Below are 15527 nucleotides of genomic sequence, written 5' to 3'. Positions count from 1 at the left end.
ATTTATTTGTACCTTTGTATAGTTCTTTTAATTATATAGATACTATACATATTTATGGCTATTCCAGAAGAGATATTGTCAGTCGCCCGCCCCAAAAGTACGATAGTCCGACAGAGAGGCAGTCGTTTTGTCGTCATAAAAAGGACGAGCAAAAGAATTAACGGGAAGCCTGTCCCCGTAGACATAGGAACGGTAGGAGAAATTGTAAACGGAAAGTTTGTCGAGGGCTCGTATATGCGCAAGAAAAATCGAGTGGATATAAAAGATTATGGAGAGGTGGCTCTCTGTGACAAGTACGGCAGTGGACTTCTTCAAGAACTCGCCAAGGTTTGGAATCTCGACGATGCGAAGTGCCTCTATATCATAGCCTTGCTCCGTGCTTCATATGGAGACATCATGAACCGTGACTTGCAGGTACAGTACCTCTGCTCATTTGCATCAGAGATGTATCCGGGAGTGCATTTGTCTGAGACGGCAGTGTCCGGATTCCTTATGGAGATAGGCAAGGCATACTCCCTTATCTGTGAGTTCATGCGCAATAGAGTGAATACATTTACCGGCGGTAACATGGTCATTGACGGCATGCTCAAGGACTACAATGCCAAGACGGGGAGCCTCTCGGAGTTCTCGCGCAAGGGGGCTAAGAAGGGCTCCAAGGACATCAGCCTGCTGTATGCCTTCAACCCATTGACGCGTGAGCCCATCGCGGCAAAACCTTACGCAGGCAACATGCTGGATCAGACGGCGATAGACGACTTTGTAGCGGAGTATGAGATTAAGAACGGTCTGATGGTCTTCGACAAGGGCTTCTACAACAACAAGTTGTTTGAGAAAGTCGATAAGATGGAAGGACTGGCATACCTGATACCATTGAAGCAGAACTCGGCGTTCATAAAGAATTACAAGATGGATGAGCCGACAATGCCATTGAAAGACTATAAGGACGGCACGATTCTCTACAAGAAGCAAAAAATGTCAAATGGCAAGTACCTCTACTCTTTCCGCGACCCGAAAGCTGCTTCCGAACAGGAGATCGGATATGTGCAGAATGCCAACAAGAAAGATAATTTCAAGGCAGAAAGCTATGCCGAGAAGAAAGGCCTTTTCGGCCTGATTGTCTTCAAGTCAAAAGCTGACCTTGACCCATTGACCGTCTATTTGGCCTATTCCCAGCGATGGTCTGTGGAGACTCTGTTCTGGCTATACAAGAATATCGTTGACCGTGACACGGTAAACGTGCATTCCGACTACAGCGTATATGCCACTGAACTGATAAATTTCCTTTCCGTCGTCATAACGACAAGGGTTAAGAATGAGTTTGTCAAGCTGGGACTAAACAAGAAATATTCTTACAAGGCTATATTCAGATACCTTTCAAAATACAAGAAGGTGAGAACCAAAGATGGCGGAAAATGGGGTACGGCAACCATGCTTAAATATATAGAAGAGTTAGTGGCTATGCTTGGTGTATAGTGTCTCAAATGGAGGTTTCTTTAATGTATGGGAATGCTGTAAAGTTTCTTCTGAGTTTTGACCTTTTCCTGTCCGGTTCGTAAATGCCCCGCATCAGATGTACACCTGCGGCCATAATAATCCTCTCCGCCGTTGCCGTGATTCCAGTGCTGTGCCCACGAAGAATTGTCTTGTGGTGATGAGCGGGAACCAAACGGAGGAGAATCAGAATGCTTTCGATAGCCCACAGAAATGCTTATGAGCCGAGAATAGCCTTCAGCCTTTCGCTGTCGATGCCGGTAAGTGAGGCAATCTGTTGCAGAGACATGCCCTTGTCTTTCAGCGCCAAGGCCAAAGAGCGGATTTGAGAGTCCTTCTCCGAGAGCTTTTTATCTTTTTCTAATATTTCTTTTTCTTGCTCTTTAATTTTCTTGTCGCGGTTCATTATCGCCGTATCCCGATTCTCGATGGCCGAATAATACTCGTCCTCAACATTCATATTTTGGCGCATATCGCTGTCGGCGGCGGCCTCAGTGAGGCGGTGGACGATGTATTCCATATTGTCGTCACCGGCATAGGTGTTCTCGTCGAGGCTGAGAATATGCGGGTCGTCGGCATTGGCCTTGGTCTGATCGAAAACGCTGAGGACCCTCTCCAGCCTGTTGTTTATCTGTCCATGGAGCGGGGGAATCTGGACTATGATGCTGTTGTGTACAAGGCTCTCGATGAACGGGTCGGGTATGCCCTTCGTAATCATATTGCCGTCGTAGTCGTAGGAGTCGTGGTTGACATAAACAACGGGCTCCTCAATGTCGCCAACCCGGTGTCCGAGAAGATAGATGGTTACCATCGGTATGGCATAGCCCTCGTGGCTGTTCCTGTCGATATTGCGCTTGTCGCTGTACTGCGCGCCTAAGTACTGGCGGAATCTCAGGGTCTCGGTCTCAAGCCATGTCTTCTGCAATTCTACGAGTATAAAATGCTCCTTGCCGTCGGCCTCGCGGACGGTAGCGGCAAAGTCGATACTGAACATGGATATCTTATCGCGGTTTTCGTTGGCGTACTCGTGCGGACGCGCGGCAATGCTGACGACATCTTTCTTCAGCAGTGCCGACAAAATAGTCTTGGCTATTCTCTCGTCTTCCATCAGATACTTGAAGACGGAGTCGTAAATAGGATTTGCAATGTGAACTATCATAAGCCTGTCTTCCTTTTGTCCACAAAGATAAAGTTTTTTTTTATTTTCCAAAGGGATAAGCCGATATTTCGTTTCTGAACTCGGTGGTGGCACTGCTGATGTGGCTGCAAGACGCAAATAAATGAGTCGTTTGGGCAAAACGATTGCTTTTTATGGATAAATTTCTTGCATAAAAAATAAAATACGACTAAATTTGCACATAAATAATAACTCATGATGGGACAAAGAGAGAATATAGACTGCTTTCTGCCCTGTGACGACCTTGCCGTTGTCGAGCCGCTCGTCGACCAGATGCGGCAGAGCAGTGCAGTCCAACATATCAATTTATTGGTCACAACCGGCTTTGCCGGCAGCAACAAACCGCTTAAAGACACCTCGTTTATAATTGTCGACAGCATCTCGTCGAGCCGTGCCATGCTCAGCATCGCCGAGAATACCGATGCCGACTACGCCCTGCTGTATGCCAAGACCACACCGCTGACGCTGGGCTATTATGCTTTAGAGCGCCTGCAGCAGGTGGCCCGTGAGACCAAGGCTATGCTCGTCTACAGCGACCACTACTCGATGGAGAACGGAGAGCGCGTGGCTCATCCCGTTATCGACTACCAGCAGGGAAGCATCCGCGACGATTTCGACTTCGGATCGCTCGTCCTCATCGACGGCAATGCACTGCGCGACTATGCACGCAGCCACGACGATACCGACTGGACCTTCGCCGGAAACTATGAACTGCGGCTTTGGCTCAGCCGGAGAGGAGCGTTGGTGCACCTAAACGAATATCTCTACACAGAGCAGGAATTCGACACCCGCCGCAGCGGAGAGAAGCAGTTCGACTATGTCAACCCCTGCAACCGCGACGTGCAGGTGGAGATGGAGAAGGTGGCCACACGACATCTCGATGCCATCGGGGCTATTGTAGATACGACGAAGTACCGTGACCCCGACTTCGGCGAACAGCATTTCGATATAGAGGCATCGGTGATAATTCCCGTTTACAACCGTGAGAAAACCATCCGTGATGCCATTGTCTCCGCGCTCGGACAGCGGACGACATTCAAGTTTAACGTCATCGTCGTCGACAACCACAGCACCGACGCCACGGGACGTATCATCGACGAGGTGGCAGCGGCGCACCAGCCCTCGCACAACGATGCCGGACTCATCCACATCATTCCGCAACGCCACGACTTGGGCATTGGCGGATGCTGGAATCTCGCCGTCAGCGACGACCGCTGCGGCCGTTTCGCCGTACAGCTCGACAGCGACGACCTCTACTCGTCATCGTCGACGCTACAGACTATCGTCGATGCCTTCTACCGGCAGAAAGCTGCTATGATTGTGGGGTCATACCGCATGTGCGACTTCGACCTCAACACCCTCCCGCCGGGACTCATCAATCACGCTGAGTGGACGGCCGAGAATGGTGCCAACAACGCTCTGAGAATCAACGGCTTCGGGGCTCCGCGCGCTTTCTTCACCCCTCTGGTCCGACAGATAAAGTTCCCAAATACGAGCTATGGCGAGGACTATGCCATGGGGCTGGCTTTCAGCCGGCGCTACCGCATAGGCCGCATCTTCACTGAACTATACCTCTGTAGGCGCTGGGGCGGGAACTCCGACCATGCGCTGAGCATAGAAAAGGTGAACGCCAACAACCTCTATAAGGACCGGCTGCGGACAATGGAAATTATGGCTCGCCAGCAGATGAACCTCCATCACGACGACAGGGCCGACGACGGCAGTCTGCAACGGTTCTTCAACCGCCAGCTGGAGCGGTGGGACGATGCCCGTCAGCGCTTCCACGACCTTCAGGACGTGAAGGTGCGCGAGCTGCCGATAGGCGATTTCACGGCAAAGGTGCAGTTCAATCCCGCACGCATCGTCAGTACCGGAGCGAAGATAGACAAAGCGGCGATAGCCCGCCGCCCCTGTTTCCTGTGCGAGAAAAACCGCCCAAGCGTGCAGATGTCGAAGAATGTCGACGAGAAGTTTGAGCTCCTCGTCAATCCGTTCCCCATCCTGCCGATGCACTTCACGATTCCTGCCCGGCGCCATCAGCCACAGCGCATTCTCCCGAACTACCGTGAGATACATAAGCTGCTTGCGGCCTATTCCGAGCTGATGGTGTTCTACAACGGTCCGAAGTGTGGTGCCAGTGCCCCCGACCACATGCATTTTCAGGCCGGAACAAGCGGCGTTCTGCCCCTGCAGCAGGCCTGGCAACGGCTGTGCCGCAATCTCGAAGTCGTCTGTCGGCTCGACGACCATAACGATGTGTCGGTGGTCAGCGACTATCCCGTGCCGGCACTTCTCATCCGCAGCAATGCCGAGGATACCGACAGCGAGCTCTTCCACCACGTCTACGAGGCTCTTCCTGTCCACGACGATGACGAGGAGCCAATGATGAATATTGTGGCATGGCGCGATGGCGACATCTATCTCTCCGTTGTCATCCCTCGGCGCAAGCACCGTCCCGACTGCTATTCGGCCACCGACGGCAGCCAGATGCTCATTAGTCCCGGTGCTCTCGATATGGCGGGACTCGTCATCACGCCCCGCGGCGAGGATTATGAGGCCCTCACCGCCGATCGTCTGAGGGATATTCTGCAGGAAGTGGCCCTTACTGACGACGATTTCGCGGCCGTGGTAAGCAAGATAAAGGAGCATCCCGCCAACCACCGCCATCAGGTGTCGCTGAAGAAAATACGTGAGCCGGAGGTCACCGTGGGCATTGTCAGCGCACAGAAGATTCACTTCCGGCTGAACAAACCGTACACCGCCAAGGGCGAGGACATCACCGGCGATCAGGTAGTGGAATTCTCCGAAGGTGGCATACTGTGGAACGGAACCCAATATCGGGAGTTGAGATTTACGCAGAAGGAAGCCGATGCCTCCTTCTCGCTCTTCGATGTCACCATCGGTGTGAACTTCCACTGGGAGCGGAAGGAGACACAGACATTCCTCGGCACACTGCATCTCGTCGTCGAGGCCGACAAAATATGTGCCATCAACGAGTTGCCGGTGGAGACGTATCTCGTGAGCGTCATATCGAGCGAGATGAGTGCCACGTCGTCGATGGAGCTCCTCAAGGCCCATGCCGTCATCTCCCGCAGCTGGCTTTTGGCTCAGATGCAGAAGCGGCGCGCCATGGGGGAGGGCAGCAATAACTTCTTCTCGTTCATAAAGAAAGACGACGAGCTCATACGCTGGTACGACCGTGAGGACCACACCATCTTCGATGTCTGTGCCGACGACCACTGCCAGCGCTATCAGGGCATAACAATGGCCACGAACCGGCATGTGGAGGAAGCCGTGAGACAGACACGCGGACAGATTCTTACGTCGGACGGCGAAATCTGCGATGCCCGTTTCGGCAAGTGCTGTGGCGGTGTGACAGAGGAATTCCAGTATTGTTGGGAGAACAGCCCTAAGAGTTATCTCAAGTCGGTGAGCGATACCGCGGCTGCGGCGGCGGTCCCCGACCTCACCGTGGAGGCTGCGGCCCGCAAGTGGATACTCTCTGAGCCGGAGGCTTTCTGCAATACCCACGACAAGAAAATCCTCTCGCAGGTGCTCAACGACTACGACCAGGAGACCCGCGACTTCTACCGCTGGCACGTGGATTACACCCAGAGCGAACTTGCCGGAATCATCGACGAGAAACTGAATATGGACTTTGGCGACATTGTCGACCTCATACCCCTTGACCGCGGACGCAGCGGCAGAATATGGCGGCTGAAGATTGTTGGTACGAAGCGAACCTTCATCATCGGAAAGGAACTCGAAATTCGCAGGGTTCTGAGTAAGAGCCACTTATACAGCTCGGCCTTTGTCGTCGACCGTCAGGATATCGTCGATGGCGTTCCACAGCGGTTCCGCATCGACGGAGCGGGGTGGGGCCACGGCGTAGGGCTCTGTCAGATAGGTGCCGCCGTCATGGGTGAGCAAGGCTATAAATACGACCAGATTCTCCTCCACTACTACAGTGGGGCGGAGATTGAGAAAATTTACAAATGATCAGATTCAAATCACCATGGGCCTGGGTGCCCTCACTTTACTTTGCCGAGGGACTGCCTTATGTGGCAGTTACCTTGTTGAGCATTGAGATATATATGCAGATGGGGCTCAGCGATGCCCAGATAACGTTTTATACAGCCTGGCTATACCTGCCATGGGTGATAAAGCCGTTCTGGAGCCCGTTTCTTGACCTCTTCAAGACTAAGCGCTGGTGGATAGTGGCTATGGAGTTGCTCCTCGGCGCCGCCTTTGCCGGTGTGGCCTTCACCGTCCAGACCGATTTGTGGCTGCAGGGATCGCTGTGCTTCTTCTGGCTGATGGCGTTCTCGAGTGCCACCCACGACGTGGCTGCCGATGGATTCTACATGATGGGACTCAACCAGCACAACCAGGCTCTGTTCGTGGGCATAAGGTCGACTTTCTACCGGCTGTCGATGATTATAGGCAAAGGGGTGCTGATAATGTTGGCGGGGGTGTTGCAGGTGCTCTTCCGCAACCAGATTAGATTCTCCTGGGGACTGATTTTCTACGGGCTGACGGGACTGTTCATTGCTTTCTATCTCTATCACAGCTCCGTGCTGCCGCGTCCCGACGAGGATGTAAACCGCAAGACGGAAACAGCCAAGGACGTTCTCAACGGATTCCTGGAGACTTTCGTCTCGTTCTTCAAGAAGCCGCAGATTATCGTTGCCATCTTCTTTATGATGCTCTTCCGGTTGCCCGAAGCCCTGCTCACACCGGTGTCGCAGCTCTTCCTACAGGCCAAGCCGAGTAGGGGAGGACTGGGACTGTCGCCGCAGGAGTTCGGTCTTGTCAACGGTACCGTGGGGGTGATAGGACTGCTCGCGGGTGGAATAATCGGCGGATTGCTCGCCAGCCGCGACGGACTGAAGAAGTGGCTGTGGCCGATGACTTTCGCCATAACAATCCCGAACATCGCCTATGTGTATTTGGCTTACTTTATGCCGCAGAGTCTCATGGCAATAAATATAGCTGTATTCGTCGAGAATCTCGGCTATGGCTTTGGATTTACGGCCTATATGCTCTTCCTCATCTATTTCAGTCAGGGAGAGCACAAGACAAGCCATTATGCGCTGTGCACCGGATTTATGGCCCTGAGCATGATGATTCCGGGACTCTTCGCCGGGGCCTTGGCTCAGACGGTGGGCTACAGAGTGTTCTTCATCATAGTGATGGCAAGCTGCGTACTGCCGTTCGTCGTGTCGAGATTCCTCAAGATTGACGAGCACTTCGGCAAGGAGTGAGCATCGGCGGAGGAATAAAATCTATGCTAAAAAGAATGAGCCCTGACTGATTTTGGTAGGTTCAGGAGTATATTGAGAATCGTAAATTTAATAAGAAGGAGACGTAAAAATGACTGAAAAAGAAAGACTTACAGACCTTTGGAAGTATATCCAGGGCGGATTTACCTATATCGACGGTACTGGAGAGAACAAAGTGAAGAACACCGTGGCACTGTCGCTCGGCGATCTCAGTGCTTTCGTGGCCTCGCTGACCGATGCCGACGCGGCCGAACAAGCGGAGGTGACGGCACTCTTCGGGCTCGACGCAACGGCAGAGGCTCTGAACGGACTGCCAAAGTCTTTCCTCGTCATGCTCGATTGCGACAACGACTATCTCAAAACCGACCCCGGAGCGCGTCTCGACGATAAGTTCGGGTCGGTGGCCATAGCCCTGCTCTACCGCGATATTGCGGTCCTGATGGGGGCATCGACGCCACTGCCTGCGGCAATGCTTGCCGAAATAGAAAAGAAATGCGGCCGTAAGCCCATTGTCGGCTGACCGTAGCTTGACGGCGGACGGAGACGGAAGAAACTGAAAAACGGAGGAAAACGATGTACGCTATTTTCGACTGCGATAACTGCTATTGCTCCTGCGAGAGGGTGTTTCGCCCCGACCTCGTGGGGAAACCCGTTGTGGTGCTGAGCAACAACGACGGATGCGTCGTGGCGCGGTCGGCTGAGGCTAAGGCCTTGGGCATACCGGCAGGAATGCCATACTTCCAACTGAAGGAACAGTTTGGTGCTTATAACGTCACCGCTTTCTCAAGTAATTATGAGCTCTACGGCGAGATGACGGCCCGCGTGATGAGTTTGATTAGCAAGGCTTGTCCCTACTTCTACAGATACAGCATCGATGAGGCCTTCTGCGACCTCAGCAGAATGAGAATTGACGATCTGAAGAAGTGGGGCGAGGACCTGCATAAGAAAATTCTGAAGTGGACGGGGATCCCCGTGAGCATCGGTATTGCACCTACGAAAACCCTTGCCAAGTGTGCCGATCGCTTTGCCAAGGACTACAAAGGATATAACCACTGCTGCGTCATCGACAGTGATGAAAAACGCGAAAAGGCCCTGAAACTCTTCCCTATAGATAAGGTATGGGGCATAGGCCGCCGCTACGCCGACCGGCTGCTGCGCGACGATGTGCACACGGCGTGGGAATTTACGCAGCTCGGTGCCCACTGGGTGAGATCGACGTTCAATATCAACGCCCTGAGAACGTGGCAGGAGCTGCAGGGTATCGACTGTGTGCCAACGGAGCAGATGACGGCTAAGAAGAGCATCTGCACGAGTCGGTCGTTCCCGGGGATGATTGACGACTTCACGACTCTGCGGACGCATGTGAGCAACTATGCCGCACGGTGCTCGGAGAAACTGCGCAAGCAGCACTCGGTATGCAGTATGGTGATGGTGTTTATCGACACCAACCACTTCCGCCCCGACCTGCCGCAGTATGATAACGCATGCTCTAAGACCTTCCTCACACCCGTCAACACCACTCAGGAAGTGGTCAGCGGAGCCCTTGAATGTCTGAAACGCATATTCCGCACATCATATAAATACAAGCGCGCAGGGGTTATAGTCTCTGGAATCAGTGGGGATAACCCCGTGCAGACCGATTTTACCGACTACAACGCAACCGCCCGCGAAAAGTTGCGGCGCCTTACGGAGGCTGTCGACAATATCAACCGACGTAATGGGTCAGAGACCATTGTCCTTGGTAGCCAGCAATATACGGCCAAGGACGGCAAGGGAAAGGCCGACACCTTCCGCAACGCTATCAAGCATGACCTGCGCAGTCCAAATTATACTACGCGCTGGAGCGATATACTCATCGTGAGATAGCGGGGCGCTGGGGCAGTAAGAGCGGTGCTTATGACACTGGATTGATACCTTCATCGTGAGGTAACCATCCCGTCGACAGCAGCCGATGAGCCGGTGTATGAATCTTCTATCAGCCGAAGGACCTGCCCTTATGGCTGTCGGCGAAATCAATGTACGAATCTCTTAATAGCCCAAGAATCAGATTCTTAGGTAGGCAGAAAATAATTATGTGGCACTGCTGGCAGCCGCGGAATCACTCCCGCTGTCAGCCGAAAGAATCATTGTATGATGCTATTTGCTGTCGATGAACCGGCGGGTGATGTCGCCATAGCTCTCGATGCGGCGGTCGCGGAGGAACGGCCACCAACGGCGCACCTGCTCGCAACGCTCCATATCGACATCAATGATGGCTGTAGACTCCTCATCCTCAGGGGCTTTGAAGAGATATTCGCCCTGCGGTCCGCAGACGAAACTCGTGCCCCAGAACTGGCAGCGGCTGCCATCGTCCTCCTCCCATCCCACTCTGTTGACCGCCACCACGGGCAGTCCGTTGGCCACGGCATGGCCGCGCATAACCGTCTGCCACGCTTCGCGCTGGCGTTGCTGCTCGTCGGCAGTATCGTGGGCGTCGTAGCCGATGGCCGTGGGATAGATGAGCAGCTCGGCTCCTTGAAGAGCCATCAGCCGCGCTGCCTCAGGATACCACTGATCCCAGCAGACGAGCACTCCCAAGCGCCCCACGCTGGTGTCGATAGGGTGGAAACCAAGGTCGCCGGGGGTGAAATAGAACTTCTCGTAGTAGCCGGGGTCGTCGGGGATATGCATCTTACGGTATTTGCCAGCTATCGATCCGTCGCTGTCGAAGACTACGGCTGTGTTGTGGTACAGACCGGCGGAACGCTTCTCGAAGAGCGATGCCACCAGGACGATGCCGTTGTCGCGCGCTGCCGCACCATAGAAATCGGTCGACGGACCGGGAATCGTTTCGCCGAGGTCGAACTTGTCAACATTCTCTGTCTGACAGAAATATATTGTGTTGTGAAGCTCCTGGAGCACAATGAGATTCGCGCCGTCGGCAGCGAGCTTGTCGATTTTTTCGCGGAGCCGCGCTTTGTTGTCGGCTACGTCAGGTGTATTGTGTTGTTGGATGATTCCTATCTTCATTTTTCTCTGTTTTTACTATTATTTGCAAAGTTACGTCTTTTGTTTCTTTTCTTGCATGCTGCATGGGAAGGAATATCATGAACGCTCCCACCTTATATCGTCAGAAGACTTACGAGGCAGGACTGTTGCTGAATAATGTGCTCGGTACAAAGACCTGTGAGCAGCATTATTACACTAACAATCAACAGATTCATCAGTATAACGTACTGAGACCTCGGGAGTTACAGTTCTATGTGCCATTCGACATATAGCCTCTCGATAGTCGGTGACGTTATGTAAACATGTAGCTGTTTTCGGTGATGAGCAATCCCTTTGGCAGTTGCATTGTCAGACAGTGGAAGCTGCCATGCTGACGTACGGTCACGAGCGAGTTGATGCCGATGACGTTGCGGTCGGGGAATGCGCTGCCGATGATGTCCATGGCCTCACGGTCGCGGTCGGGTTGTCCGTAGGTGGGAACGATTACCGCTCCGTTGATAACCAGGAAGTTAGCGTAGGTTGCCGGCAGCCGCTCACCATCGTAGTAGACGGGGTCGGGTAGGGTGAGCCTCATTATATTATACAGTCGGCCGTCGGTGGTGCGCAGGTCCTTCAGTTGCTCCTCCATGAGCTTCAGTTCACCATACTGCGGGTCGCTCTCGTCGTCGGTACCGGCGTAGAGCAGCGTGTTGTTGGGAGCGCAACGCACGAGAGTATCGATGTGGCCGTCGGTGTCGTCGCCGATGAGCTCTCCATGCTCAATCCACACAATTCTGTCGGCAAAATCGAAGATAGAGCGCAGTCGGCTGTCAATTTCTGTCTCGGTCAGCGGCTGGTTGCGGTGGGGAGCCGTCTGGCTGTGGCGCGTGAGGAAGATAGTGCCCTGACCGTCGGTGTCGATGGCTCCTCCCTCAAAAACGAAGTCGGAATGATTCTCCAGGGCACCGTAAAAGATTCCGGAATAATAGAGTCGGACGTTGACGGCATCGTCGAGGTCGGCCTTGAACTTCTCGCCCCACCCGTTGAACTTAAAGTCGAGCATGTGGTTGGGTACGAAGAATCCACGCGTCTGATGATGTGAGCAGAGGGTTATAGGACCGTAGTCGCGCGTCCAGGTATCGTTGAATTCCATCTGCCTGAAGATTATACGGCGCATCTGCAAGTGCTTGAGGCGCTTACGCAGCTTGGCTTTCACGTCCTCGGGGTCGCGGGCCAGGAGCAAGACATACTCATACTGCGTGATGGCATCGACGAGCTCTGTGTAGGTTTGCTCAATTTCTTCGAGATATGGTGCCCAGTCGGTGCCCTCATGGGGCCACGCTATCATTATTCCGCTTTGCTCTTCCCACTCTGCTGGCAGCCGGAAGTCGCATTGTTTGTTCTTGTTCATCATGATGACAGATAGTTTTCGATAAGTAATGTTGTGCCCACAAAGGTAGTAAAAAAATGGATACCCACCGAATGCTGACTGACATTTTTTGCATCCCGATGACTTGATATATATCATTTTTCGTCATTGATTTTCGTCAACCCCACTGACCGAGGTCAATAAAACCGCCGCCCACCGGTGCTTTTCCGTCGCTCTGCTTGTCAGCTCCGCCAAATGGCACTACCTTTGCACCCGTTAAGAGTGAAGTACTTGGTATAAAAACAACAATATGGTCGTTGGACCATAGATAGGCCCACAAGGCTGACGACGGGAAAGACAGCAGTCGACCCGCGCCGGAGCCTGAGGGTCGCGATAAGAAAACTTGGTATAAACTAAAAAGAAAGGGAATTATTATGAAGAAGACTATTAAGAAGCTGTTTGCCAGCAAGAAACTGAATCACTATTGTGTGAATGTTCTGCGGATGTATAACATCGGTCGCGTGAACGTCCCAGTGTAAGGAGGAAAGAACCGGAAAATCGTTTCGAACACACGATTTCAAGCTGTAGTAATTAACATAATTTGGGGACTGGAATTCCGTTGCGGGGTTCCAGTCCCTTTTCTTTTTGCCGATCGCCAAGAGCCCGTCGGCTTACCCCGGTGCTGTGGTCGGAATACAAGTTGTCGGCGATGGCATGGACTTTCTTTCGATTGTGAGGAAAGCTATAAGCGCGTGGCGAGAGGAGAATGATGATAACAGAATGTAAAAGTAATTCGCATCTCGCCGTATTTCTTTCTGTCTTTGTATAGCATTGATTCTCAATGAGTTACTGATACATGCCATTTGGCGTTGCAAAACGGTCCGTTTTAGGACGCAAAACGGTCCGTTTCGCGAGCTGAAACGGACCGTTTCGCAAGCTGAAACGATATGTCTTAGAATCGTGTTAAAATATTTCTATGTCGTTTTATTGTTGCGGTGCCCTTTCCGTGTGATAAAGATGCATTATGAACCGCCGTCATATAGATTAATTCCTGCAACCGCGGAATTTAGCAAGAAGTTGGGTGAATTTCATGGCAAGCACCTTCGGAATGAATCGTTAAACTTAGGGATAGCCGGGGGCGAACGAAAGTAAAAAGACTTAAAAATAGTTAAAGTAATGGCGTGTCTTGACCGATAATGTCTTTTTATCTGTATCTTTGCATACTAAAATACATATTTAGCGTGAAAATAAAGGAAGTATTATGTGCCCTTGAACAATTTGCGCCTCTGCCCCTGCAGGAAGACTATGATAATGCCGGCTTGCAGATAGGATTAACAGATGCGGAAGTATCAGGGGCATTGTTGTGTCTGGACGTCACCGAGGCTGTGGTCGATGAGGCCATCGCTCTGGGCTTCAACCTCATCGTCAGCCACCATCCGCTCATCTTCCACCGCCTCGCCCATATCACCGGCGACGACTACGTGCAGCGCGTGGTGAGCAAGGCGATAAAGAGCGACATAGCCATTATCTCGATGCATACGAATATGGATGCTGCTGAGGGTGGGGTGAACTTCAGAATAGCCCGGAAGATGGGACTTGACGATGTGGCATTCTTCGGACACCGACAGACGGCCGCTGCCCCCGGCGGACAGCAGGTCAATGGCGGTGAAGGAGTAGTGGGGACACTCGCTGAGCCTCAGGCTGCCGACGACTTCATCATCAATCTTAAGCGCACGTTCGGGGTGGAGTGTGTGCAGGCCAACCAACTGCTGCGCCGACAGATAAAGCGCGTGGCCCTGTGCGGTGGGGCAGGATCGTTCCTCCTCGACAAAGCCATTGCTGAGGGTGCCGACGCATTCGTCACCGGTGAGATGCACTATCACGAGTTCTTCGGCCACGAACAGCAAATACAAATTTGCGTCATCGGCCACTACCAGAGCGAGCTGTTTACAGCCGAAATTTTCAAGGAGATTATCGAGGAGAAATGCCCCGGAGTGAAAACACAGTTCACAACCGTCAACACTAATCCGATACTGTATCTCTGAGAATAGCAAGCGGCGATGAAAATCGTTGAGCTATAAGCCTTTAGTGCATAGTTCCGACATAAATTTTTCATTTTGAATAACAATTAGCAAACAACAGATATGACTAAGAAAGACGTAAAAGAATTATCCGTTGAGGAGAAACTGAAACTCCTCTATCAGCTACAGACAACTCTCTCGGCTATCGACGAGAACCGTGCTCTGCGCGGTGAGCTGCCTAACGAGGTGCAGGACCTCGAGGATGAGCTCGCAGGACTCAACACACGTGTGGAGAGAATCGAGAACGAGACAAAGGAACTCCAGGATGCTGTCGCACAGAAGCAGAGCGAGATCAGCGAGGCTCAGGCAAGCGTGGAGCGCTACAAGGCTCAGCTCGACGACGTGAAGAACAACCGCGAATATGACACCCTGAGTAAGGAAATTGAGTTCCAGACCCTTGAAATTGAGCTCTGCAACAAGAAGATCCGTGAGGCCAACGACAAGGTTGAAAGCCACCGCAAGGAGCTCGAGCAGACTCAGGCCGACATCGAGGACCACAAGAAGGCTCTCGACGACAAGCGCGAGGAGCTCGACCGCATCCTCCAGGAGACACGCGAGGAGGAGGCACAGCTCAAGGAGAAGGCAAAGGCCATCGAGGAGCGCATAGAACCGCGCCTGCTCGAGTCTTTCCTGCGCATACGTAAAGGTGCACACAACGGTCTGGGAATCGTCTACGTGCAGCGTGACGCATGCGGTGGATGCTTCAACAAGATTCCGCCACAGCGCCAGCTCGACATCAAGATGCACAAGAAGATCATCGTCTGCGAATACTGCGGACGTATCCTCATCGATCCGGAACTCGCCGGAGTGAAAGTCGAGACCGAGGAAAAGCCAAAGCGCCGTCGTACTACACGCAGAAAGAAAACCGAAGAGGAATAATCGCCACACGGTCGTAGTGGGGGAAAACTGAAACAATGATGTTCCTCAAGCGATTGTAATTGTCATGCAAGCAATTGATACTTAGATGCTTGCATCATTTGATCATCGCGGCATTCGGCCATCGTCATCGCGGCATTTGGCCACCGTCATCGCGGCACTCGGCCACCGTCACTGCTGCATTCGGCCACCGTCACTGCTGCATTCGGCCACCGTCATTGCGGCATTCGGCCACCGTCATTGCGGCATTCGGCCACCGTCATCGTGGCATTCGGTCACCGTCA

Annotated in this window: 11 protein-coding genes; 8 read left to right on the top strand and 3 right to left on the bottom strand. The window is 52.6% G+C overall.

Annotation, left to right across the window (positions count from 1 at the left end; genetic code table 11):
- Window positions 1–54 precede the first annotated feature (54 nt).
- A complete protein-coding gene (locus LDN30_RS08410) occupies window positions 55–1473 on the top strand; it encodes a transposase (RefSeq protein WP_223925700.1) in 1419 nt (472 codons plus the stop codon).
- A gap of 235 nt (window positions 1474–1708) precedes the next feature.
- Here the strand turns inward: LDN30_RS08410 and LDN30_RS08405 are convergent, their stop codons facing one another.
- Complete coding sequence (locus LDN30_RS08405) at window positions 1709–2650, bottom strand: hypothetical protein (RefSeq protein ID WP_306421511.1); 942 nt, start codon at window positions 2648–2650, stop codon at window positions 1709–1711.
- Between the two features lie 216 nt (window positions 2651–2866).
- Between LDN30_RS08405 and LDN30_RS08400 the strand changes: the two genes are divergently transcribed.
- The 4 genes from LDN30_RS08400 (at window position 2867) to LDN30_RS08385 (ending at window position 9816) form a co-directional block, all read left to right on the top strand.
- Window positions 2867–6667 (top strand): DUF4922 domain-containing protein, encoded by a 3801-nt coding sequence (locus LDN30_RS08400; RefSeq protein ID WP_223929445.1) that lies wholly within the window; start codon window positions 2867–2869, stop codon window positions 6665–6667.
- Window positions 6664–7932, top strand: coding sequence for an MFS transporter (locus tag LDN30_RS08395; protein ID WP_223929228.1), 1269 nt, complete (start codon window positions 6664–6666; stop codon window positions 7930–7932). Before LDN30_RS08400 ends, LDN30_RS08395 begins: the two co-directional genes overlap by 4 nt.
- A 109-nt stretch (window positions 7933–8041) precedes the next feature.
- Entirely contained in the window at window positions 8042–8470 is a 429-nt protein-coding gene (locus tag LDN30_RS08390; protein ID WP_223929227.1) for a hypothetical protein, read from the top strand.
- A 53-nt stretch (window positions 8471–8523) separates the two neighbouring features.
- Entirely contained in the window at window positions 8524–9816 is a 1293-nt protein-coding gene (locus LDN30_RS08385) for a Y-family DNA polymerase (RefSeq protein WP_223929226.1), read from the top strand.
- 270 nt (window positions 9817–10086) lie between these two features.
- Here the strand turns inward: LDN30_RS08385 and LDN30_RS08380 are convergent, their stop codons facing one another.
- Window positions 10087–10959, bottom strand: coding sequence for a carbon-nitrogen hydrolase (locus LDN30_RS08380; RefSeq protein WP_223929225.1), 873 nt, complete (start codon window positions 10957–10959; stop codon window positions 10087–10089).
- A gap of 62 nt (window positions 10960–11021) precedes the next feature.
- On the opposite strand from LDN30_RS08380, the gene LDN30_RS08375 reads away from it, so the two are divergent.
- Window positions 11022–11210, top strand: coding sequence for a hypothetical protein (locus LDN30_RS08375; RefSeq protein WP_223926245.1), 189 nt, complete (start codon window positions 11022–11024; stop codon window positions 11208–11210).
- 20 nt (window positions 11211–11230) lie between these two features.
- Here the strand turns inward: LDN30_RS08375 and LDN30_RS08370 are convergent, their stop codons facing one another.
- Window positions 11231–12328: an agmatine deiminase family protein gene (locus LDN30_RS08370; RefSeq protein ID WP_223929444.1), complete on the bottom strand. Its 1098-nt coding sequence runs from the start codon at window positions 12326–12328 to the stop codon at window positions 11231–11233.
- 1199 nt (window positions 12329–13527) lie between these two features.
- On the opposite strand from LDN30_RS08370, the gene LDN30_RS08365 reads away from it, so the two are divergent.
- Window positions 13528–14331 (top strand): Nif3-like dinuclear metal center hexameric protein, encoded by an 804-nt coding sequence (locus LDN30_RS08365; RefSeq protein ID WP_223926244.1) that lies wholly within the window; start codon window positions 13528–13530, stop codon window positions 14329–14331.
- A gap of 99 nt (window positions 14332–14430) precedes the next feature.
- Entirely contained in the window at window positions 14431–15246 is an 816-nt protein-coding gene (locus LDN30_RS08360) for a zinc ribbon domain-containing protein (protein WP_223926243.1), read from the top strand.
- Window positions 15247–15527: the final 281 nt, after the last annotated feature.

The sequence above is a fragment of the Prevotella lacticifex genome, assembly GCF_019973375.1.
Classification (GTDB): Bacteria; Bacteroidota; Bacteroidia; order Bacteroidales; family Bacteroidaceae; genus Prevotella; species Prevotella lacticifex.
This window is presented reverse-complemented; position numbering and strand designations above follow the sequence as displayed.